Genomic DNA, 21,183 nt, shown 5'->3' on the forward strand with positions numbered 1-21,183 from the left:
ACGGGACCGCGTCCCGGAGGGGACGGCGGGGACTGCGCTCGCCCGGCCCGTGGCCGGGAGGCGCGTCCTCAGTCGGGGGAGGTGGCGGGGTCGACCGGGTCGCCGGCGGCGGCGTCCCGGGCCTCGGCAGCGGCCGCCACGGCGGCCGCCTGCTGCGCGACGGGGACGGTCGCGCCGAGGTCGGCGGTGGGCTGGTCGGCACCGGCGGTGCCGGAGGCGGTGCCCGCGGACGCCGGCACGGCCGGCACCGCGGGGACGGCGGGCGTGAGCGGCGGGACCGGCAGGGACGGCGTCGGGACCGCGACCGGCGCCGCGGCGGGCGCGGGACCGGTGACGCCCGCGGACCGCTCGGCCGCGGCGGGGACCCGCGGGCCCGCGACGTCGGTGCCGGGGGCGAGGACGACCGGGGCGGCCACGACGGGCACACCGGCGCCGGCCGGGGTGTCGACCACCACGGCGGCCGGGGGTGCGAGGACGTCGGTCACGGGGGCCGGCACGTCCGGGACCGGCGGGTGCGCGCCGGTCACCGGCGCCAGGGCCCCGGTGACCGGCGGCAGCGCCCCGGTGACCGGCGGCAGCGCCCCGGTGACCGGCGGCAGCGCCCCGGTGACCGGCGCCAGGACCGGCCGCAGCGCCCCCGTCACCGGGGACAGCGCCTGCGTCACCGGCGCGACGACGTCGGTCAGCGGCTCGAGGGCCCGGCCGACGGGCGCGACGACGTCCCGCACTGGCGCGGTGACCGGCGCGGCCGCCTCGGCGACCGGCGTCAGGACGGGCGCGACCGCGTGCGCGACAGGGGCGACCGCATCCGCGACGGGCGCGACGACGGGCTGCGTGACGGACTCGGCCACCTGACCCACCGGCGCGGTGACCGCGCCCAGCAGGCCGGCGGGCGGGGGCTCGTCGGCCGAGGCGGCGGACGCGCCGGCCAGCCAGATACCGGCGGCGGTCCCGGCGAGGACCGCCAGGCGGCCGCCCCACCGGCGCAGGCGGGTGCGACGGCACGGCAGCGGAGAACGCTCGTCCATCGCACCTCCCCCCGGTGTCGTCCGACACAGTGCTCACTCATTGGAACCGGTCCGTCACAGAAGTGGCCAGGCGAACGCCGTCCTCCGATCGGGTGGAGACGGGACCGGACGGTCACGTCCCGTGAGGCGACCCACCCGGTCCGGGGACGCGGGAGGAGTGGCAGGGTGCCGCTGTGACCGCTGACACCTCTCCCGCACCGGTGCTCTGGCAGCCCACCCGGGAGGTCCGGGACGCGACGCGGCTGGCGGCCTTCGCGCGCGAGGTGGCCGCCCGCCGCGGGCTGGACCTGGACGCCACCGACTACGACGCGATCTGGCGCTGGTCGGTCGAGCACCTCGACCAGTTCTGGGCCGACGTCGCCGCGTGGTCCGGCGTGCTGCCCGGCGTCCCCGACGACCGGGTGCTCACCCGGCGGGAGATGCCCGGCGCCGAGTGGTTCCCGGACGCCACCCTCAACTACGCGGAGCAGGCGCTGCGCCACGCCACCGACCAGCACCCCGCGCTCATCGCGGTGGCGGAGGACGCCGAGCCGGCCGAGGTCTCCTGGGCCGAGCTGCGCGCGCAGGTCGGCGCGTTCGCCGCGACCCTGCGCCGGCTGGGCGTGCGGCGCGGCGACCGGGTCGCCGGCTACCTGCCCAACGTCCCCGAGGCGGTCGTCGCGTTCCTCGGCGCGGCGTCGATCGGGGCGGTGTGGTCCTCCTGCGCGCCGGACTTCGGCACCCGCGCGGTGCTCGACCGGTTCGCCCAGATCGAGCCGACCGTGCTGGTCGCCGTCGACGGGTACCGCTTCAACGGGAGGCCCTACGACCGGCGCGGCGTCGTCGCCGAGCTCCGGGCCGCCCTGCCGACCGTGACGGCGACGATCGCCGTCCCCCGGCTGTTCCCCGACGAGCTGCCCGACGGCGCGCTGGGCTGGGCCGACGCCGTCGCCGACCGGCAGGAGCCCGAGTTCGAGGCGCTGCCGTTCGACCACCCGCTGTGGATCGTCTACTCGTCGGGCACCACCGGGCTGCCCAAGGGGATCGTGCACGGGCACGGCGGCGTGGTCCTCGAGGAGCACAAGCAGCTGGGCCTGCACGGCGACGTCGGCCCCGGCGACCGCTTCTACTGGTACGCCTCCACCGCCTGGATCATGTGGAACATCGCCACCTCGGCGCTGCTGCGCGGCGCGACCGTGGTGGTCCACGACGGCGCCCCGGCGTACCCCTCGGTCGACGCGCAGTTCGCCCTCGCCGCGCGCACGCGCCTGACCTACCTGGGCACCAGCGCCGGCTACCTCGTCGCGTGCGAGAAGGCCGGGATCCGGCCGGGGGAGACCCACGACCTGTCGGCGCTGCGGACGATCGGGTCCACCGGCTCGCCGCTGCCCGCCTCGGCGTTCGAGTGGGTCTACGACGCGGTCGGCCGCGACGTCTTCCTCGCCTCGGTCTCCGGCGGCACCGACGTCGCCACCGGCTTCATCGGCAGCACGCTGCTGCTGCCGGTGACCGCCGGGGAGCTGCAGCGGCCGATGCTCGGCGTCGCCGCGGCGGCGTGGGGCGAGGACGGCGAGCCGGTCACCGGCGAGCTCGGCGAGCTGGTGGTCACCGAGCCGATGCCGTCGATGCCGCTGTACTTCTGGAACGACCCGGACGGCAGCCGCTACCGCGAGGCCTACTTCGAGCCGTGGCCGGGGGTGTGGCGGCACGGCGACTGGATGGAGGTCACCGAGCGCGGCACCTGCGTCATCACCGGCCGCTCGGACTCCACCCTCAACCGCGGCGGCGTGCGCATGGGCACCGCCGACATCTACGCCGCCGTCGAGAGCTTCCCGGAGGTCGCCGACTGCGTCGTCCTCGGCGTCGAGCAGCGCGACGGCGGCTACTGGATGCCGCTGTTCGTCCAGATGGCGCCCGGCGCCGAGCTCACCGGCGAGCTCGCCGACCGCATCCGGGCCGCGATCCGCAGCTCGGCCAGCCCGCGGCACGTGCCCGACGAGGTCCTCGTCGTCCCCGGTGTCCCGCACACCCGGACCGGCAAGCGGCTGGAGGTGCCGCTCAAGCGGCTGTTCCAGGGGGTGCCGCCGGAGAAGGCGGTCAACCCCGGGGCGGTCGACGACGCGTCACTGGTCGAGCACTACGTCGCCCTGGCCCGGGAGCGCGGCGCCCGCTGAGAACGGTCCGCGCAGCGCCGCCCACTGCAGCAGCAGGACGGTCTTGGCGTCGGCGATCCGGCCGTCGCCGGCCATGGCCAGCGCCTCGTCGAACGGCAGCTCGAGCACCTCGATGTCCTCGCCCTCCTCGGCCAGCCCACCCCCGGCCGACACACGGTCGGCCGGGGTGTAGGGGCCGGCGAAGAACGCCAGCCGCTCGGTCACCGACCCGGGGCTCATGAACAGGTCGGGCAGCCGGACGAGCGCCCCGACGGCGACGCCGAGCTCCTCCTCGGCCTCGCGCCGGACCGCGGCCTCGGCGTCCTGCTCGTCGAGCAGCCCGGCGGCGGTCTCGACGAGCATCCCGTCGGGGGAGCCGTTGACGTAGGCGGGGAAGCGGAACTGCCGGGTGAGCAGCACGGCGCGGCGGGCGGCGTCGTACAGCAGCACCGTCGCGCCGTTGCCGCGGTCGTGGGTCTCGCGCTGCTCGGTGCGCCAGACGCCGTCGCGGCCGCGGCGGGCGAACGTCGTCCGCCGGTTCACGTACCAGGCGCTGGACAGCACCTCGACGTCGCGGACGACGACGTCGGGGTTGCCGGTGAGGTCGCGCCCGGCCCGGTCCAGCCCGGTCCGCCCCCGCGCATCGGGGACGTCGACGCCGAGGACGCCGGTCACCGGGCCACCGCCGGCACCTCGTCGACGCTGGTGAAGACCGCGGCGCCGCGGGCTCGGGCCAGCGCGACCATCTCGTCGGAGCCGGCCGAGGCGCCGGGCAGCCGCAGCACGGCGTCGACGCGGGCGACCAGCCGCCGGCCCATCGGGTGGAACACCTCGTCGAAGGCGGCGTCGCCGACCCGCGTCGACCCGGCCAGCTCGGCGAGCGGCAGCGCGAGGTCCTCCCCGTTGACGGCGAGGTGGCCGGCGCGGAACAGCTCCAGGCAGGCCCGCTGGATGGCCCGGTGGTTGGCCGCGATCCTCTCCGGGTCGTCGCCGGTGCCCCCGCGGTACGGGCCGGCGACCAGGATCATCAGGGGTTGTCCGTTCATGCGAGGTCGACCTCCACGCCGGCGTCGTCGAGCGCGGCGAGGGTCTCCTGCGCCGCGGGGGTGAGCTGGGGGTCCCGGGCGCTGGCGTCCGTGACCAGGCGGCCGACCGCGTCCAGCGGCGCGACCGAGGCGAAGGCGCGGACGCCGAGCTTCGAGGCGTCGGCGACGACGAACGCGCTGCGGGCCTGCTGGAGCCCGACCTGCTTGACCGCGGCGTCCTCGAGCGTGAACTCCGACCAGCCGGCCGCGGCGCTCACCGCCCCGATCGACATGACGAAGACGTCGAAGGTGAGCTGGCGCAGCACCGCGGCGGTCAGCGGGCCGGCCAGGCTCCGCTCGCCGGGCCGGGACTCCCCGCCGACGACGAGCAGGCGGATCCCCGGCCGGTCGGCCAGCACGTCGGCCACCGGCAGGCTCACGACGGCGACGGTGAACGGGCCCTCGCCCGCGGCCGCCCGGTCGGCCAGCGCGCGCGCCACGTGCACCGTCGTCGTCCCGGCGTCGAGCAGCACCGTCACGCCCGGCTCGACCAGGGCGGCGGCCACGCGGCCGATCCGGTCCTTGAGCCCGGCCTGCCAGCCGGCCCGTGCGCCGAAGCCCGCGGAGCTCTCCGGTCCCGCGACGGCGACGGCGCCGCCCCGGACGCGCTCGACGAGGCCGCGGGCCTGCAGCGCGTCGAGGTCGCGCCGCACGGTCATCTCGGAGACGCCCAGGCGGGCGGCGAGGTCGCCGAGCGAGGCCCGGCCGGCGTTGCGCACCAGCCGCAGCGTCACGTCGAGTCGGTCGGGGACGGCCACGGCGGGATTCCTACCAGCACCATGTGAGATCTGTGAAGACGTTGTGCGATGTGCCTGGACGGGCGTGCCGTCGGTCACGCTCCCGCGGGGGCGCCGTGCGGGGGACGGGAGCGGCCCGCAAGGTGGACCGGGACCGACCACCGACGACGGAGAGAGGCCCCGCGACGATGACGTCGACCCAGGAGCGCCCCGCCGACCTGCTCGAGCCCCAGCCCCCCGCGCTGCTGCCGCCGTGGCACACCCCCGCGCGCGAGGCGCTGCAGGAGCAGGCCCGCCGGTTCGCCCACGACGAGGTGCTGCCGGTCGCGAACGAGCTCGACCCGCAGAAGGGCCTGCTCCCGGAGTCGCTGCTGGCCCGGATGGCCGAGCTCGGCTGGTTCGGCATCACGGTGCCCGCCGAGCACGGCGGGCTGGGCCTCGGCGTCTTCGAGTACTGCATGGTCTCCGAGGAGCTGGCCCGCGCCTGGATGAGCAGCGCGAGCATCCTCGCCCGCGCGCAGGGTCTCGGGACGGCGGTGACCGACCCCGCCCGGCGCGGGGAGCTGCTGCGCCGCAGCGCGAGGGGCGAGTGGATCGGCGCGATCGCGCTGTCCGAGCCCGACGCCGGCTCCGACCTCGCCGGCGTCTCCACCCGGGCGGTCCTCGACGGCGACGAGTGGGTGGTCACCGGCCACAAGCGCTGGTGCGGCAACGCCGAGGCAGCCGACTTCATCCAGGTCCTCGTCCGGGAGCGCGACCCCGAGCCGGGGGAGTCGCGCTCCGCCGGGCTGGTCAACCTGCTGCTGGAGAAGGAGCGCGGCTCGTTCCCGCCCGGGCTCACCGGGACCCCGATCGACAAGATCGGCTACCACGGCTTCCTCACCTGGGACCTGGTCTTCGACGGCGTCCGCATCCCGCGGGGGAACGTCGTCGACCAGGCGGCCGCCAGCGACGAGCAGGGCGAGGCGGCCAGGCGCGCCGGGTTCGCGGAGGCTCAGAAGTTCCTGAACACCGCGCGGGTGCACACCGCCGCCCGCGCCGTCGGCCTGGCCCGCGCCGCGCTCGAGGACTCGATCGTCTACCTGCAGGAGCGCGAGCAGTTCGGCCACCCGATCGGCGACTTCCAGGCGCTGCGCTTCGCCGTCGCGGAGATGGCCGCCCAGATCGAGCAGTCGCGCGCCTTCTACCGGCAGGTCGCCCACCTCGTCGACCTCGGGGTGCGCTGCGAGAAGGAGGCCTCGATGGTCAAGCTCGAGGCCACCGAGATGGCGGTACGGGTGACCAACCAGGCCATGCAGCTGCACGGCGGCAACGGCTACACCACCGAGCGGCAGGTCGAGCGGCACTGGCGCGACGCCCGGCTGACCACGATCTTCGAGGGCACCAGCGAGATCCAGAAGCGGATCGTCAGCGACCGCCTGCTGCCCCGGTCACCGCTCACCTAGCAGTCCTGCCGACGGTCGTGCCCTGCACACGGGTGTGTGCAGAGCACGACCGCGCTCAGGACACCTCAGGCGCCGGCGACGGCGGGTTCCTCGGCGTGCGCGACGTTGTCCAGCTCGCGCCAGATCAGCGCCAGCAGCACCGCCGACCCGGCGAACGCGAACCAGAACGGGCCGGTCACGCCCCAGGCGCGGGCCACGACCCCGCCGACGGCCTGGCCGGCCAGGATGCCGCCGAAGACGCCCATCGCGTAGAGGCTCCCGACCCGGCCCTGCAGCCCGGCCGGCACGGCGCGCATCCGCACCGTGCGCGACGTCGTCCCCCAGACGAACGCGTGCGCGCCGAAGACGAACAGCACCGGGACGGCGACCCACGGCGTCGTGGCCAGCGCCAGGAGCAGGTGGGTGAGCGTCTCGAACAGCAGCCCCGCCTTCATGAGCGTGGCGATGCCGACGTGCCGCTCGAGCCAGTCGTAGGACGCCGTCCCGACCATGCCGCCCAGCGCGCCGACCGTGGTGAGCAGGCCGTAGCCGGCCGCGCCCAGGCCCAGCCGCTGGTCGGCGTAGAGCACGAGCACCGACCAGGCCGCGCCGTAGGTGACGTTGAACAGGACGATCGTGACGGTCAGCGTCCGCACGGCGGGGTGGCCCCAGGTCCAGCGCAGTCCCTCGGCGACGTCCCGGCCGATCCGTCCCCGCCGTGCCGGCCGTTCCGGCGGCGGGACCCGCATCCGCGCGATCAGCACCGCGCCCAGCGCCACCAGCACCGCCTGGGCGAGGAACGGCCACGCGGCGCCGGCGACGAACAGCAGGCCCCCGACGGCCGGGCCGGCGAGCTGGTTCATCGTCAGCGTGCCCGCGGTCAGGCGCGCGTTGCCGATGCCCAGGTCGGCGCGGTCGACGACCATCGGCAGCAGCGTGCCGGCCGCGGTGTCGGCGAAGACCTCGGCGGTGCCCAGCACGAACAGCGCGGCGAGCACGGGCACCAGCCCGACGTCGCTGCTGAACAGGGCGGCGGCCAGCACGGCGAGCACCCCGGCGCGGGCCAGGTCGACGGCGGCGACGAGCAGCCGCCGGTCCACCCGGTCGGCCAGGACGCCGGCGTGCAGCCCGAACAGCAGCCACGGCAGCTGCTGCAGCAGGGCGCCGAGCGCGACCAGCAGCGGGTCCTGGGTCCGGGCCGCCACCAGCAGCGGCCCGGCCGCCAGCGCCACGCCGTCACCCAGGTTGCTCACCCACGACGACGCCATCAGCCAGCGGAACGACGTCCCCATCCGGGCGGGCAGCACCGCCTCGACCACCCGGCCCACGGGAACGGGACTGTAGACGTGACCGTTCCTGCGGTCTCCCGGTAATCCGGCTGACTCCTGTCGGCCCCGTCGGCGAGCATGGGGCCGACGGCGCCGACGGTGCGCCGACTCCCGAGGAGGACCCGAGATGGCCGGCCTGCCGCGCGCGCTCGCGCCCCTGCGGCACCGCGACTACCGCCTGCTGGCCGCCTCGATGGGGCTGTCGCTGCTCGCCCAGGGGCTGTGGACGGTCGCGCTGGTCTGGCAGGTGGTCGACCTCGGCGGCGGGCCCGCCGCACTCTCCCTCGCCACCGCCCTGTCCGCCGGCGGCATGCTGGCCAGCACGCTGCTCGGCGGCGCCCTGGCCGACCGCGTGCCGCAGCGGCGGATCCTGCTCGGCGTGGCGCTGCTGCAGACGGCGGCGGTCGGGCTGGTCGCCGTCCTGTCGCTGGCCGGGGCGCTGGCGCTCGGGCCGCTGGCCGCGGCCGCCCTGGCCCAGGGCGTCGCGACGGGGCTGTACTACCCGGCCTACTCGGCGCTGGTCCCGAGCGTGGTGCCGGCGGGCGACCTGCTCGCCGCCAACGGCCTCGAGGGGGTCGTCCGCCCGGCGCTGGCGATGGCGATCGGGCCCGCCGCCGGGGGCGTGCTGGTCGGCGCGTTCTCACCCGGCGCGGCGCTGCTCGCGACGGCGCTGACCTCGGCGGTCTCGGCCGCGTGCGTGGCGGCGCTGCCGACGGTGCCGGTGCGCCGCGACGAGGTCGGCTCGGGCCTGTTCGCCGACGTCCGCGAGGGCGTCGCCTACATGCTCCGCACGCCGTGGCTGCTGGCGACGCTGCTGTTCGCCTCGCTCATGGTGCTCGTGTTCATCGGCCCGTTCGAGGTGCTGGTCCCCTTCGCGGTCCGCGACCGCACCGGCGGCGGCCCGACCGAGCACGCCTGGGTGCTGGCCGCGTTCGGCATCGGCGGTGCGCTGGGGTCGGCGGTCGTCGCCTCGCTGCGGCTGCCGCGGCGCTACCTGACGGTCATGAACCTGCTGTGGGGCTTCGGCTGCGTGCCGATGGTCGTCTTCGGCTGGACGTCGTCGCTGTGGGTGATGATCGCCGCGGCCGGGGTGCTGGGCGCGGCGTTCGAGTCGAGCACGGTCATCTGGGGGACGCTGCTGCAGCGGCGGGTGCCGCCGGCGCTGCTCGGCCGGGTGTCCAGCCTCGACTTCTTCGTCTCGCTGGCGTTCATGCCGCTGTCGATGGCGCTGGCCGGGCCGGTCAGCGAGGTCGTCGGGCTCACCGGCACGTTCCTGCTCACCGGGCTGGTGCCGCCGCTGCTGGCGATCGCGGCGATCCTGTACTGGCGGCTGCCGGCCGACGAGGTCGCCCACCCGCTCGACGTCCCCGCCGAGGAGCCGGCGGGGCCCGGGACGGTCGACGAGCCGGAGGAACTGCCTACGGCAGGCGCAGGACCCTGGCCTCCCAGGGCCTGAGCACGGCGGGGTCGTCCTCGGGCAGGTTCCCGAGGACGACCTCCGCGCCGACCGTCTCGGGCAGCAGCCCGGCGAGGTCCTGCTCCTCGGCGCCGAGGTTGCAGACGACGAGCAGCGTGTCGCCGTCGAGGCCGCGGGTGAACGCGTACACCTCGTCGTGGTCGGGCAGCAGCATGGTGAAGGAACCCAGTGCCACCACCGGGTCCTCGTGCCGCAGCGCGATCAGCCGCCTGTGGTGGGCGAGCACGGAGGCGGGGTCGTCGCGCTGGGCGGCGGCGTTCCACTCCGCGTGGTCGGGGTTGACCTCCAGCCACGGCGTCCCGGTGGTGAACCCGGCGCTCGGCGAGGCGTCCCACTGCACGGGCGTGCGCGCGTTGTCCCGGCTCATCCGGCGCAGCGCGGCGAACACCTCGTCGGGGTCGGCGCCGTGCGCCACGGCCTGCACCTGGTGGTTGATCGACTCGACGTCGCGGAACTGGGCCAGGTCGGTGAACGGGAAGTTCGCCATCCCGATCTCCTCGCCCTGGTAGACGTAGGGCGTCCCGCGGTGCAGGTGCAGCAGCGTGGCCAGGCAGGTGGCGGAGTCCCGGCGGTGGCGGGGCGAGTCGTCGCCGAAGCGGGACACCGCCCGCGGCTGGTCGTGGTTGTCCCAGTAGAGGGAGTTCCAGCCGACGTCGGCCAGCCCCGTCTGCCAGCGGCCGAAGGAGGCCTTGAGGTCGCGCATCCGCAGCGGCCGCGGGTGGAACTTCGAGCCCTCGAAGTCCAGGCCCACGTGCTCGAACTGGAACACCATGTCCAGCTCCCCGCGTGCCGGGTCGGTGAACAGCAGCGCGTCCTCCACCGTCGCGCCCGGCGTCTCCCCGACCAGCAGCAGCTGCTCGCGCCGGCCGGTGAAGACCTCGCGGTGCATCTCCTGCAGGAACTCGTGGATGCGGGGGCCGCACACCACCGACGCGGTCGCGTCCCCGTAGGGCAGGCCGGGCAGCGGCGGGCCGTCGTGCAGCTCGCCGTCCGGGCCGACGTCCTTGCTGATGAGGTTGATGACGTCCATGCGGAACCCGTCGACCCCGCGGTCGAGCCACCACCGCATCATCGCGTAGACCGCCTGCCGGACCTCGGGGTTCTCCCAGTTCAGGTCGGGCTGCCTGCGGTCGAACAGGTGCAGGTAGTACTCGCCGCTGGCCTCGTCGAGCTCCCAGGTCGAGCCGGAGAAGAAGCCGTGCCAGTTCGTCGGCTCGGCGCCCGGGTCGCCGGGCGCCAGGCCAGCCCTGGGCGGCCGCCACCAGTACCAGTCCCGCTTCGTCGAGTCCGGCGACGACCGGCTCTCGACGAACCACGGGTGCTCGTCGCTGGTGTGGTTGACCACCAGGTCCATCACCAGCTTCATGCCGCGGGCGTGCAGCCCGGCGACCAGCTCGTCGAGCTGCTCCAGCGTGCCGAACAGCGGGTCGACGTCCTGGTAGTCGCTGATGTCGTAGCCGTTGTCGGCCTGCGGCGAGGGGTAGACCGGGGACAGCCAGACGACGTCGACGCCGAGGTCGGCGAGGTGGTCCAGCCGCTGCAGGACCCCGCCGAGGTCGCCGATCCCGTCGCCGTCGGAGTCCTGGAACGAACGCGGGTAGACCTGGTAGACGACGGCACGCGTCCACCACGGCGCGTCAGCGGGGGTCACCGGACCAGCCCAGCACCCCTGGCCCCGCTCCGCACCTGCGCGGCCCCGAGGGCCCGCTGCTTGGATGGTCGGGACCCGTCGGGGGACTCCCCGGCACCCCTGATCCGAGGAGGACCGATGGCAGAGCCCCTGAGCCGCCCCGACGTCGAGCCGCCCACCGGGCCCGCGCCCGACGACCTGGTGATCGAGGACCTCGTCGTCGGCGACGGCCCCGAGGCCACCGCCGGCGTCCTGGTCAGTGCCCACTACGTCGGCGTCACCCACGACGGCGGCGAGCAGTTCGACGCCTCGTGGGACCGGGGCGACCCGCTGGAGTTCCGCCTCGGCGTCGGCATGGTCATCCAGGGCTGGGACGAGGGCATCCAGGGCATGCGCGTCGGCGGCCGCCGCCGGCTGACGATCCCCCCGCACAAGGCCTACGGCGACCGCGGCGCCGGCGGGGTCATCAAGCCGGGCGCGACGCTCGTCTTCGTGGTCGACCTCGTCGGCGTGCGCTGAGTCCTCCGCGCGGTCGTGCCCCGCTCCGCTCGGGGCAGGGCACGACCCGCCGCTGACCGGCACGTGGTTGCGCCGGACAACCTCGGGGCACCGGTGCGGCCATGAGCGAGCCGGTCCCCACCCGTGAGCACGTCCTGGCGAAGGAGGGCGCCGGCGGCGAGACGGGCGGCGAGTCCACCGGCACCGTCGTCGTCGCGGGCCTGGCCAACCTCGGCATCGCCGTCGCCAAGCTGGTCGGCGGGCTGGTCAGCCACTCCTCGGCGATGCTGTCCGAGGCCGCGCACTCGCTGGCCGACACGATCACCGAGGTGCTGCTGTTCGTCGCGCTCAAGCGGGGCGACAAGGCGCCCGACGCCCGCCACCCGGTCGGCTACGGCCGGGAGACCTACTTCTGGGCGCTGCTGGCCTGCCTCGCGACCTTCACCCTCGGCGCCGGTTTCTCCTTCTACCAGGGGATCGAGACCATCCTCGAGGGCGAGGAGCAGGGCTCCCCGCTGATCGCCTACGTCGTCCTGGCGGTCTCCTTCGTCCTCGAGGGCGCCTCGTGGCTCAAGGCCGTCCGGCAGGTCCGCGGGGCCGCCCGCAGGTGGGGGACGACGCCCCGCCGCTACCTGGCCGAGACCACCGACACCACGGTCAAGGCCGTGACGTTCGAGGACAGCGCGGCCCTGGTCGGCCTCGTCCTCGCCGCGCTGGGGCTGTTCCTCGAGCAGGTGACCGGCGACCCGGTGTGGGACGGCGTCGCCGCGATCCTCATCGGCGTGCTGCTGCTCCTCGTGGCCGGGTCGCTGGCGCGGGCCAACGTCTCGCTGCTCATCGGCCAGTCGATCCCGCGCCGGCTGCAGGACCAGCTCCGCGAGGAGATCGCCGGGCTGCCCCAGGTCGACGACGTCCCGGTGCTGCTCACCACCGTCATCGGTCCCGGGCAGCTGGCCGTCATGGCCAAGGTCGACTTCGCCGACGGCGCGACCGTGGCCGACGTCGAGCGGGCCTCCGACGAGGCCGAGCGGCGGCTGGTCGCCCGCCACGGGGGCGTCCGCTTCGTCTTCCTCGACCCGACCCCCGGCGACGGGCGCGCCCGCGCGGAGGCCCACCGCCCGGAATGACGGCGGCCGGCCCGGAGTTGGGGGGTGCCGTGCGCATCGAGGTCTGGTCCGACGTCGTCTGTCCGTGGTGCTACATCGGCAAGCGCCGGTTGGAGACCGCGCTGGAGCGGTTCCCGCACCGCGACCAGGTGGAGGTGGTCTGGCGGTCCTTCCAGCTCGACCCCACGATCCCCGAGGGCGAGACCCACGCGACCCTCCCGGCACTGGCCGCCAAGTACGGCCGCCCGGTCGAGGAGATGCGCGCGATGATGCGGCACGTCGAGGAGACCGCCGCCGGTGAGGGCCTGGAGTACCACCTCGCCGACGGCGTCAGCGGCAACACGCTGCTCGCCCACGAGCTCCTCCACCTGGCCGCCGAGCGCGGCCTGCAGGGCGCGGTGAAGGAGCGGCTGCTGCACGCCCACTTCGAGGAGGGCCGCTCGGTCTTCGACGTCGACTCGCTGGCCGCGCTGGCCGTCGAGGTCGGCCTGGACGAGGCCGAGGTGCGGGCGGCGCTCGCCGACCACCGGTTCCGTCCCGCGGTCCTCGCCGACGCCGCCACCGCCCAGGCGCTCGGCGCCACCGGGGTGCCGTTCTTCGTGGTCGACCGGAAGTACGGCGCCGCGGGCGCCCAGCCGGCCGAGCTGCTGCTGCAGGTGCTGGAGCGGGCCTGGGCCGACGCACACCCGCTGGTCACCGTCCCCGCCGCCGAGGGCTGCGAGGACGGCTCCTGCGCGGTCTAGACCCGACACGACAGAGGGCCCCTCACCGGCAGCGCCGGTGAGGGGCCCTCCGTCGTCGTGCGGGTCAACCCATCGCGGGGCCGCCCTGCTCGGTGCCCGACAGGTTCCTCAGGAACTCGTGGCAGCGCTTCGCGCGCTCCGAGTCCTGCTCCATCACCTCGCGGAAGAAGCCGGCGATGTCGTCCAGGCCCGCGTTCTCCGCGTCCCGGACGTACTGGCCGTAGTCGTGCCCGGCCTTCAGCGAGTGGTACTGCACCGAGATCAGGTCGTAGGCGACGTCCTCGAATCCGGTCTCACCCGTGGCCATGTCGGACCTCCTCGTCGTCGGAGAGTGGCGTCCGCACGGGTTCCCCGCAGGCCGGCAACGGAAACGGGCCGGTCCGTCACGACGCGCCGGTGACCGCGCCTCCCGTGACGTCCCCGCCGCCGGCGTCGTCGGTGAGCGTCCGCCCGGCCGTGGTCTCCGCGTCGTCGGCGGCGAGCTCCTCCTCGCCGGTGGACGCCGGGTCGTCGTCGGTCGAGGCCAGGTCCGCGCCCTGGGCGTAGGCGCCGGGGTCGGCCTGCGTCGTCCGGGGGTCGTTCAGCGGGTCCGGGACGTCGGGGTCGGTGACGGTCATGGCCCGTCCCTGCCCGGGGCGGCGGGCTGGCAACCCCGCGCGACGTGCGGCAGGGTCGGCGCGACGGGTCCCCCGACGGACGGAGACGCCCCGTGACCGACCCCGCGACCCCCGTCGACCCGCCGACGCACCGCACCGGCGCGGTCGCCGAGCTGCCCGACGGCCGCCTCCGGCTGGAGTTCCGCCGCTCCTGGGGCGACGGGCCCGACGCCGTCTGGGCCGCGCTCACCGAGCCTGACCGACTGGCCCGCTGGTTCGGCACCTACGAGGGCGAGCGGGCCGCCGGCGGCCGGGGGACGCTGACGATGACCCACGAGACGGAGCCGGCGGCGACGGAGGCCCGCATCGCCGAGTGCGACCCGCCGCGGAAGCTCGTCGTCGAGTGGCCGGAGCAGGAGGACTGGCGGGTCGGGCTCGCCGTCGTCGTGGAGAGCGGCCGGACGACGCTGCACCTCAGCCAGGACTTCGCCGCCGGCACCGACGTCACCGACCACGCGCTCGGCTGGCACTGGTACCTCGACAAGCTCGACGCCGAGATGGGCGGGCACCCCGACCCCGGCGACTGGGACACCTTCCTCGCCCGGGTCGGTCCCGACTACGGGCGGACGCCGGAGGGCTGAGCGCCGAGCGCCGCCATGGCGGCGGCGGTGACCAGCCCGGCGGCGACCACCGCGGTCTCGACGGGCTCGGCGCCGGCCGGGGTCAGCCGCCGCCGCACCAGCCGCTCCGCGAGGTAGCCGGGCACGAGGGCGGCGCCGGTGGCGGCGAGGACCCGCGGGGCGCGCCCGTCGTCGCCGGCGGCGAGGCGGGCCAGCGCCCAGCCGTGGACGGCGAGGGTCCAGGCCGGCGGGCCGAGCGCCGTCCCGGCCCACCAGGCGTCGCGGCCGACCGTCGCCGCGCGCCCGGAGAGCACCGGCGTGTCGAACGCGTGCCGCCGGCGCAGCGACAGCGCCGTCCCGGCGAGGCTCGCCGCCAGCTGGACGGCGGACGCGGCGAGCAGCGCCCCGCGGCGGCCCGTCACCGGGCGCGCTCGCGCACCTGCACCGGCGCCGGGCCGGTCCACGGCCCCAGGGTGCCGAGGAGGGCGTCGCGCCGGCCCAGCCGCGGGCCGGCCTGCACCGGGTAGGCGTCGTAGGCGCCGGTGAGGTCCCGCGCGGCGTGGACGGCGAAGTTCGGGTCCTCCTGCGCCTCCCGCGCGACGGCGACCAGGTCGGCCAGGCCCCCGGCGACGACGGCCTCGGCCTGGCGCGCGTCGACGATCAGCCCCACGGCCATCGTGGCGACGTCCGCCCCCTCGCGGATGCCGGCGGCGAAGGGCACCTGGTAGCCGTAGCCCAGCGGGTGCTCCCAGCCGCCCAGGCCCCCGCCGGAGGCGTCGACGACGTCGACCCCGCGGGCGCGCAGCTCGCGGGCGAAGGCGATCGTGTCCTCGAGGGTGATGCCGTCGGGCGTGCCGTCGACGGCGGAGACCCGCACGAACAGCGGCCGGTCCGCGGGCCACGCGGCGCGGACGGCCTCGACCACCTCCAGGGGGAACCGCCAGCGCGCCTCCCGCGAGCCGCCGTAGCCGTCGGTGCGCCGGTTGGACAGCGGCGAGAGGAACTGGTGCAGCAGGTAGCCGTGCGCGGCGTGCACCTCGACGACGTCGAACCCGGCGTCGAGCGACCGGCGGGTGGCCGCGGCGAACGCCTCACGGACCCCGGCCAGCTCCTCGACGGTGAGCCCGTGCGGCACCGGCCAGCCGGGGCCGGCGGGCACCGCGCTGGCCGAGACGGTCGGCCACGGCTGCTCGCCCGGTCGCGCGTCGTCGGCCGTCACCGGGCCGCCGCCCTCCCACGGGCGGTGGCTGCTGGCCTTGGCGCCGGCGTGGGCGAGCTGGACGCCCGCGACCGCGCCGGCGGCGCGCAGGAAGCCGGCGACGCGGGCGAGGCCGGGCACGTGCGCGTCGGACCACAGGCCGACGTCGCCGTGGCTGATCCGCCCCTCCGGCGCCACCGCCGTCGCCTCGACGACGACCGTGCCGAAGCCGCCGAGCGCGAACCGGCCGAGGTGCACGAGGTGGTAGTCGCCGACCAGCCCGTCGGTCACGGAGTACTGGCACATCGGGGCGACGACGAGCCGGTTCGGCAGGGTCACCCCGCGCAGCGCCAGGGGGGTGAACAGGGCCGGGGAGGGCGCGGAGCCGTTCGTGAGACTGGTCACGCCGGGGAACCAACACCGCCCCCACCTGCGGTGTTCCCGGTACCGACCCTGCGCGGACGTAGACGTCCTAGACGTAACATCTCTCACCGTTACAGGCGGGTGTCCCCGCTTGTACGCTTCCCGAACCCGACGGCCGGACCCGTTCCGCCGGCCCGGGAGACAGCACGCACCGGCGCCGGTGTCCCGGACACCCGGCGTGCCCAGAGGATGGAGACGCCGTGACCTCCGTGACCACCCCCGGTCTCGACAACGCCCCCACCACGCACGCCCGGCTGCTCGCCTGGGTGCGTGAGATGGCGGAGCTGACCACCCCGGACGAGGTCGTGTGGGTCGACGGCAGCGACGAGGAGTGGGAGCGGCTCACCCAGAGGCTGGTGGACGCCGGCACCTTCACCCGCCTGGCGAAGAAGCCCAACTCGTTCTGGGCCGCGTCCGACCCCAGCGACGTCGCGCGCGTCGAGGACCGCACCTTCATCTGCTCGGTCGACGAGGCCGACGCGGGGCCGACCAACAACTGGATGGCCCCCGACGAGATGAAGTCGATCATGACGGAGCTGTACCGCGGCTGCATGCGCGGCCGGACGATGTACGTCATCCCGTTCTGCATGGGCCCGGTCGAGGCCGAGAACCCGATGTTCGGCGTCGAGCTCACCGACTCCGAGTACGTCGTCGTCTCCATGCGGGTCATGGCGCGCATCGGCTCGCGGATCCTCGAGGCGATGGGCACCGACCGGCCGTTCGTGCCGGCCATGCACTCCCTGGGCGCCCCGCTCGAGCCGGGCCAGGAGGACGTGCCCTGGCCCTGCAGCCAGACCAAGTACATCGTGCACTTCCCCGAGGAGCGGGCCATCTGGTCCTACGGCTCGGGCTACGGCGGCAACGCCCTGCTGGGCAAGAAGTGCTACTCGCTGCGGATCGCCTCGGTGATGGCCCGCGACGAGGGCTGGCTCGCCGAGCACATGCTGATCCTCAAGCTGACCAGCCCGCAGCAGAAGACGTACTACGTCGCGGCGGCCTTCCCGAGCGCCTGCGGCAAGACCAACCTGGCGATGCTCGAGCCGACCATCCCCGGCTGGAGGGTCGAGACCCTCGGCGACGACATCGCCTGGATGCGGTTCGGCGAGGACGGCCGGCTCTACGCGCTCAACCCCGAGTTCGGCCTGTTCGGCGTCGCGCCGGGCACCGGCTGGGACACCAACCCCAACGCGATGCGCACCATCGACAAGGGCAACTCGGTGTTCACCAACGTCGCGCTCACCGACGACGGCGACGTCTGGTGGGAGGGCATGACCGAGGAGCCGCCGGCGCACCTCACCAGCTGGAGGAAGCAGGACTGGACGCCGGACTCCGACGAGCCCTCGTCGCACCCGAACTCGCGGTTCTGCACCCCGATCGAGCAGTGCCCGATCCTCGCGCCCGAGTACGAGGACCCGAAGGGCGTGCCGATCTCGGCGATCCTCTTCGGCGGCCGCCGGAAGACCACGATCCCGCTGGTCACCGAGGCGCGGGACTGGAACCACGGCGTCTTCATGGGGGCCACGCTGTCCTCGGAGACGACCGCTGCGGCCACCGGCGCGGTCGGCGTCGTCCGCCGCGACCCGTTCGCCATGCTGCCGTTCATCGGCTACAACGCCGGTGACTACTTCCGGCACTGGGTCGAGACCGGCAAGGCGCACGACTCGACCAAGCTGCCGCGGATCTTCTACGTGAACTGGTTCCGCCGCGACGAGGACGGCGGCTTCCTGTGGCCGGGCTTCGGCGAGAACAGCCGGGTGCTCAAGTGGGTCGTCGAGCGCATCGAGGGCACCGCGGCCGCCGAGGAGACCGCCGTCGGCCACGTGCCCACGCCCGGCTCGCTCGACGTCTCCGGGCTGGACGTGACCGAGGACCGGGTGCGCAAGGCGCTCGCCGTCGACAAGGACGAGTGGCGCGCGGAGATCCCGCAGATCACCGAGTGGTTCGAGAAGTTCGGGGACAAGCTGCCCAGCACCATGTGGGACGAGCTGGAGATCCTCAAGAGCCGGCTCGCCTAGCAGGAGGCCCCCTGCCCCCCGCCGCTCGCACGCCCGCGGCGGGCCCCTGCAGGGGGTCACCCGCGCGGGCCCAGGGCCCCGTTCCGGACAGCGTCGTCCGGGGCGGGGCCCGTGCTCGTCCGTGCCGGTCCGTGCACGGAACGGAGCCGTCTGCCAGCCGAGCGTGCGGACGTCGGTTAGCGTGGCTGGCGGTCCCGCGTCCCCCTGACGACAGGTTCGCTCCCCGGTGCCCAATCCCTACCTGTACGTGCTGCGCACGCCGCACGCGCTGCCCATGGTGCTCGCCGCCTTCATCGGCCGGCTGCCCCTGTCGATGGTCGGCCTGGGGTGCGTCCTGCTGGTCGCGGACGAGACCGGCTCCTACGGCCTGGGCGGCGTGGTCGCCGCCGCGGGCGCGGTCACCACCGCCCTGGCCGGCCCGGTCATCGGCCGGCTGGCGGACACCTTCGGTCAGCGCCGGACGCTGCTGCCCGTCGTCGCGGTGTTCGCGGCGGCCGGGGCGCTGTTCCTCGCCGCGGTCAAGGAGGACTGGCCGCGCTGGACCTTCTTCGTCACCGCGGGCGTCGCGGGGGCGTGCATCCCGCCGGTCGCCTCGATGATCCGGGTGCGCTGGACCCACCTGCTGCGCGGCACCCACCGCCTGCACACGGCGCTGGCGATGGAGTCCGTCGTCGACGAGCTGGTGTTCATCGTCGGACCGGTGCTGGTGACCTTCCTGTCCACCACCGGGCACTCGACCTCCGGCGTCGTCACCGCCTTCACCCTCGCCGTCGTCGGGGCGCTGCTGTTCGCCGCGCAGGGGCGCACCGAGCCGCCGCCGCACGGGCACGAGGCGCGCAAGGGGCCCTCGGCCATCCGCACGCCGGGCCTGCGGGTGCTGTTCGTCGTCGGCGCCGCCGTCGGGTCGATCCTCGGCACGCTGGAGATCGCGCTGGTCGCCTTCGCCGACGAGGTCGGCGCGATGGGCCTGTCCGGTGTGCTCATCGCGGGCCTCGCGCTCGGCTCGATGATCAGCGGGATCGGCTGGGGCGCCGTGCACTGGCGGCACCCGCTGCGGCACCGGCTGCTGGTCGTGCTCGCGACGCTGACCGTGCTCACCGTGCCGCTGGTCCTCATCGGCAACGTCTGGGTGATGATCCCGTTCGTCGTCGTGGCCGGGGTGGCCGTCTCGCCGTCGCTGATCAGCTCGTTCACCCTCGCCGAGCTCATCGTGCCGCGGGTGGCGGTGACCGAGGCGTTCACCTGGATCGGCACCGCGCTCGGCCTCGGCGTCGCCGTCGGCACCTCGATCGCCGGGAAGGTCGTCGACACCGTCAGCGCCAACGCCGCGTTCCTCGTGGCCACGGTCTCGGCCGGGATCGCCGCCGTCGTCGTGCTCGCCGCGCAGCGGCTGCTGCACGTGCCGGCCGAGCACGCCGCCGAGCCGGCGATGGCGCGCTGACCCGGCCGCGTCCCGCCGCGGGCGGCGGCCGGGTCCTCGGCGTCGCGCCCGAGCGGCTCGGCCGGTGGCTGGACGGCGTCGCCACCCGGCACGGCGCCTTCGACACGGCCGTCGACGACGACGGCACGGTGCGGATCACCTGCGCCGACGGCACGACCGTGACGCTGCGCGCGCCGTTCGGCTGGACCCCCGGCCCGGCGCCGCTCGCCACCTTCACCGCCGCCGCACGCCGGCCGCGGCGGGCCGCCGTCCTGCTGGTGCGCCGCGGCCGCTGGGCCGCCGGCGTCTTCGACGGCGCGGACCTCGTCGTCTCCAAGGTCGACAGCCGGCTGGTGCAGGGCCGCAGCGCGGCCGGCGGCTGGAGCCAGCAGCGCTTCGCCCGGCGCCGCGGCAACCAGGCCGACGCCGTGGTCGCCGCGGCCGCCGACACCGCGGCCCGGGTGCTGCTGCCGCACGCCGGCGGGGTCGACGCCCTGTTCACCGGCGGGGACCGGGGGATGGTCGACGCCGTGCTCGCCGACCCCCGGCTCGCCCCGCTGGCGGCGCTGCGCCGGGAACCGGCGCTGGAGGTCGGCGAGCCGACGAAGGAGGTCCTGCTGGCCACCCCCGCCCGGTTCCGCGCCGTGCGGGTGCACGTCGTGGAACCCGGCGACCGGCCCTGAGCTCAGCCGTTCGGGAGCAGGACCAGGCGGATCGGGTTGCCCTCCTTGCGCTCGAGCATCTCGATGCCCTTCGCCGCGTCCTCGAGCGGCAGGGTGCCGGAGATCGAGCGGGACAGGTCCAGCCGGCCGTGCCGGACGAGGCCGACCAGCTGCTCCACGTGCCCGGGCTCGGAGCCGTAGTGGCCGAGGACCTGCTGCGAGAAGTAGCTGAACTGCGTGCCGTTGCGGATGGTCAGCGGCTGGTCGGTGAGCCCGACCAGCACCAGCCGGCCCTCGCGCTCCAGGCAGCGCACCGCCTGCTCGCGCACCGCGGCCACGCCGGCGAAGTCGAACGCGCAGGACAGGCCCGCGCCGCCGGTGAGCTGCCGCACCCCGCCGGCGACGTCCTCGGACGGGTCCAGGGCGAGGTCGGCGCCGAGGTCCAGGGCCCGCTGCCGGGCTGAGTCCACCGGGTCGACGGCGACGATCGGCGCCGCGCCGGCCAGCCGCAGCAGCTGCACCGCGTGCGCCCCGAGACCGCCGATGCCCCACACGCCCACCGGCTCCCCGGCGCGCACCCCGGCCGTCTTGACGATCGAGGCCCACGGCGTCGACACGGCGTCGGGCACGATGCACGCCTGCTCGAAGGGCAGCTCGTCGGGGATGGGGACCAGGGTCTCGACGGTGGCCAGCGCGTACTGCGCCCAGCCGCCGTCGTAGTCGACGCCGCGGGTGTGGATCCAGCCGTCGACCTCCTCGCCGGCCTGCAGGAGGACCCGCTGCCCGGCCTGCCAGCCGGTCACGCCGTCCCCGAGCCCGGCGACGACGCCGGCCACCTCGTGGCCGAGCGTGACCTCCTCGCCCTGCAGGAACAGCGGGTTGAGCGTGCCGTCGACGAGGTGGACGTCGGACAGGCAGATGCCGGCCGCGCGGACCTCGACGAGGACCTGCCCCGGCCCGGGCACCGGGCGCGGCACCTCCTTGACCTCGAACTGCTTGGTGCGCACGTTGAGCCGGCCGGCGAGCATCGAGTCGGGCATGTCCCGCATCCTCCCCACCGG

21 protein-coding genes are annotated in these 21,183 nt (G+C 75.4%); 10 read left to right on the forward strand and 11 right to left on the reverse strand.

Annotated elements, in window-relative coordinates; all coding sequences use genetic code 11:
* Positions 1-68 precede the first annotated feature (68 nt).
* A complete protein-coding gene (locus ACI8AB_RS10395; RefSeq protein ID WP_456950072.1) occupies positions 69-1,028 on the reverse strand; it encodes a hypothetical protein in 960 nt (319 codons plus the stop codon).
* A 173-nt stretch (positions 1,029-1,201) separates the two neighbouring features.
* On the opposite strand from ACI8AB_RS10395, the gene ACI8AB_RS10400 reads away from it, so the two are divergent.
* A complete protein-coding gene (locus tag ACI8AB_RS10400) occupies positions 1,202-3,181 on the forward strand; it encodes an acetoacetate--CoA ligase (RefSeq protein WP_456950073.1) in 1,980 nt (659 codons plus the stop codon).
* Here the strand turns inward: ACI8AB_RS10400 and ACI8AB_RS10405 are convergent.
* From ACI8AB_RS10405 to ACI8AB_RS10415, 3 genes are read right to left on the reverse strand one after another with little or no spacing between them, the layout of a single operon-like run.
* On the reverse strand, positions 3,131-3,835 hold the full coding sequence (locus ACI8AB_RS10405; protein ID WP_387992271.1) for an NUDIX domain-containing protein: 705 nt from the start codon (positions 3,833-3,835) through the stop codon (positions 3,131-3,133). The two genes, ACI8AB_RS10400 and ACI8AB_RS10405, sit on opposite strands and share 51 nt — an antisense overlap.
* The gene (locus tag ACI8AB_RS10410; RefSeq protein ID WP_456950074.1) at positions 3,832-4,206 is read right to left on the reverse strand and encodes a DUF4406 domain-containing protein; all 375 of its coding nucleotides are present in this window, start codon (positions 4,204-4,206) and stop codon (positions 3,832-3,834) included. The genes ACI8AB_RS10405 and ACI8AB_RS10410 overlap by 4 nt, the downstream gene beginning before the upstream one ends.
* The gene (locus ACI8AB_RS10415; protein WP_456950075.1) at positions 4,203-5,003 is read right to left on the reverse strand and encodes a DeoR/GlpR family DNA-binding transcription regulator; all 801 of its coding nucleotides are present in this window, start codon (positions 5,001-5,003) and stop codon (positions 4,203-4,205) included. Before ACI8AB_RS10415 ends, ACI8AB_RS10410 begins: the two co-directional genes overlap by 4 nt.
* Positions 5,004-5,170: 167 nt before the next feature.
* Between ACI8AB_RS10415 and ACI8AB_RS10420 the strand changes: the two genes are divergently transcribed.
* Positions 5,171-6,427: an acyl-CoA dehydrogenase family protein gene (locus ACI8AB_RS10420; protein ID WP_456950076.1), complete on the forward strand. Its 1,257-nt coding sequence runs from the start codon at positions 5,171-5,173 to the stop codon at positions 6,425-6,427.
* A gap of 65 nt (positions 6,428-6,492) precedes the next feature.
* On the opposite strand, the gene ACI8AB_RS10425 is transcribed toward ACI8AB_RS10420, so the two are convergent.
* Complete coding sequence (locus ACI8AB_RS10425; protein ID WP_456950077.1) at positions 6,493-7,734, reverse strand: MFS transporter; 1,242 nt, start codon at positions 7,732-7,734, stop codon at positions 6,493-6,495.
* Between the two features lie 127 nt (positions 7,735-7,861).
* On the opposite strand from ACI8AB_RS10425, the gene ACI8AB_RS10430 reads away from it, so the two are divergent.
* Positions 7,862-9,190, forward strand: a complete 1,329-nt coding sequence (locus ACI8AB_RS10430; protein WP_456950078.1) for an MFS transporter — start codon at positions 7,862-7,864, stop codon at positions 9,188-9,190.
* On the opposite strand, the gene ACI8AB_RS10435 is transcribed toward ACI8AB_RS10430, so the two are convergent.
* Positions 9,153-10,862 carry a glycoside hydrolase family 13 protein gene (locus ACI8AB_RS10435; protein WP_456950079.1) on the reverse strand — a complete coding sequence of 570 codons (1,710 nt, stop codon included), beginning with the start codon at positions 10,860-10,862 and terminating at the stop codon, positions 9,153-9,155. The genes ACI8AB_RS10430 and ACI8AB_RS10435 overlap by 38 nt on opposite strands.
* Before the next feature lie 117 nt (positions 10,863-10,979).
* On the opposite strand from ACI8AB_RS10435, the gene ACI8AB_RS10440 reads away from it, so the two are divergent.
* From ACI8AB_RS10440 to ACI8AB_RS10450, 3 genes are all read left to right on the forward strand, one after another.
* Entirely contained in the window at positions 10,980-11,360 is a 381-nt protein-coding gene (locus ACI8AB_RS10440) for an FKBP-type peptidyl-prolyl cis-trans isomerase (RefSeq protein WP_387992251.1), read from the forward strand.
* Positions 11,361-11,461: 101 nt separating this feature from the next.
* Positions 11,462-12,466 carry a cation diffusion facilitator family transporter gene (locus tag ACI8AB_RS10445; RefSeq protein WP_456950080.1) on the forward strand — a complete coding sequence of 335 codons (1,005 nt, stop codon included), beginning with the start codon at positions 11,462-11,464 and terminating at the stop codon, positions 12,464-12,466.
* A 29-nt stretch (positions 12,467-12,495) separates the two neighbouring features.
* Entirely contained in the window at positions 12,496-13,188 is a 693-nt protein-coding gene (locus ACI8AB_RS10450; RefSeq protein WP_456950081.1) for a DsbA family oxidoreductase, read from the forward strand.
* Positions 13,189-13,252: 64 nt separating this feature from the next.
* Here ACI8AB_RS10450 and ACI8AB_RS10455 read toward each other — a convergent pair whose 3' ends face one another.
* Together ACI8AB_RS10455 and ACI8AB_RS10460 are read right to left on the reverse strand one after the other, a co-directional pair.
* Positions 13,253-13,495, reverse strand: coding sequence for an acyl carrier protein (locus tag ACI8AB_RS10455; protein WP_387992242.1), 243 nt, complete (start codon positions 13,493-13,495; stop codon positions 13,253-13,255).
* Positions 13,496-13,571: 76 nt separating this feature from the next.
* Positions 13,572-13,805 (reverse strand): hypothetical protein, encoded by a 234-nt coding sequence (locus ACI8AB_RS10460; RefSeq protein WP_456950082.1) that lies wholly within the window; start codon positions 13,803-13,805, stop codon positions 13,572-13,574.
* A gap of 92 nt (positions 13,806-13,897) precedes the next feature.
* Between ACI8AB_RS10460 and ACI8AB_RS10465 the strand changes: the two genes are divergently transcribed.
* On the forward strand, positions 13,898-14,425 hold the full coding sequence (locus ACI8AB_RS10465; RefSeq protein ID WP_456950083.1) for an SRPBCC domain-containing protein: 528 nt from the start codon (positions 13,898-13,900) through the stop codon (positions 14,423-14,425).
* On the opposite strand, the gene ACI8AB_RS10470 is transcribed toward ACI8AB_RS10465, so the two are convergent.
* Positions 14,401-14,826 carry a hypothetical protein gene (locus ACI8AB_RS10470; protein WP_387992233.1) on the reverse strand — a complete coding sequence of 142 codons (426 nt, stop codon included), beginning with the start codon at positions 14,824-14,826 and terminating at the stop codon, positions 14,401-14,403. The genes ACI8AB_RS10465 and ACI8AB_RS10470 overlap by 25 nt on opposite strands.
* A complete protein-coding gene (locus ACI8AB_RS10475) occupies positions 14,823-16,007 on the reverse strand; it encodes an NADH:flavin oxidoreductase/NADH oxidase (protein ID WP_456950084.1) in 1,185 nt (394 codons plus the stop codon). Before ACI8AB_RS10475 ends, ACI8AB_RS10470 begins: the two co-directional genes overlap by 4 nt.
* Before the next feature lie 218 nt (positions 16,008-16,225).
* Between ACI8AB_RS10475 and ACI8AB_RS10480 the strand changes: the two genes are divergently transcribed.
* From ACI8AB_RS10480 to ACI8AB_RS10490, 3 genes are all read left to right on the forward strand, one after another.
* Entirely contained in the window at positions 16,226-18,040 is a 1,815-nt protein-coding gene (locus ACI8AB_RS10480; protein WP_456950085.1) for a phosphoenolpyruvate carboxykinase (GTP), read from the forward strand.
* A 226-nt stretch (positions 18,041-18,266) separates the two neighbouring features.
* Positions 18,267-19,481 carry an MFS transporter gene (locus ACI8AB_RS10485; protein ID WP_456950086.1) on the forward strand — a complete coding sequence of 405 codons (1,215 nt, stop codon included), beginning with the start codon at positions 18,267-18,269 and terminating at the stop codon, positions 19,479-19,481.
* Complete coding sequence (locus tag ACI8AB_RS10490; protein ID WP_456950171.1) at positions 19,478-20,143, forward strand: acVLRF1 family peptidyl-tRNA hydrolase; 666 nt, start codon at positions 19,478-19,480, stop codon at positions 20,141-20,143. The genes ACI8AB_RS10485 and ACI8AB_RS10490 overlap by 4 nt, the downstream gene beginning before the upstream one ends.
* A 2-nt stretch (positions 20,144-20,145) precedes the next feature.
* Here ACI8AB_RS10490 and ACI8AB_RS10495 read toward each other — a convergent pair whose 3' ends face one another.
* Entirely contained in the window at positions 20,146-21,162 is a 1,017-nt protein-coding gene (locus ACI8AB_RS10495; RefSeq protein ID WP_456950087.1) for a zinc-binding dehydrogenase, read from the reverse strand.
* Positions 21,163-21,183: the final 21 nt, after the last annotated feature.

This window comes from Geodermatophilus sp. SYSU D00698, from assembly GCF_054050335.1.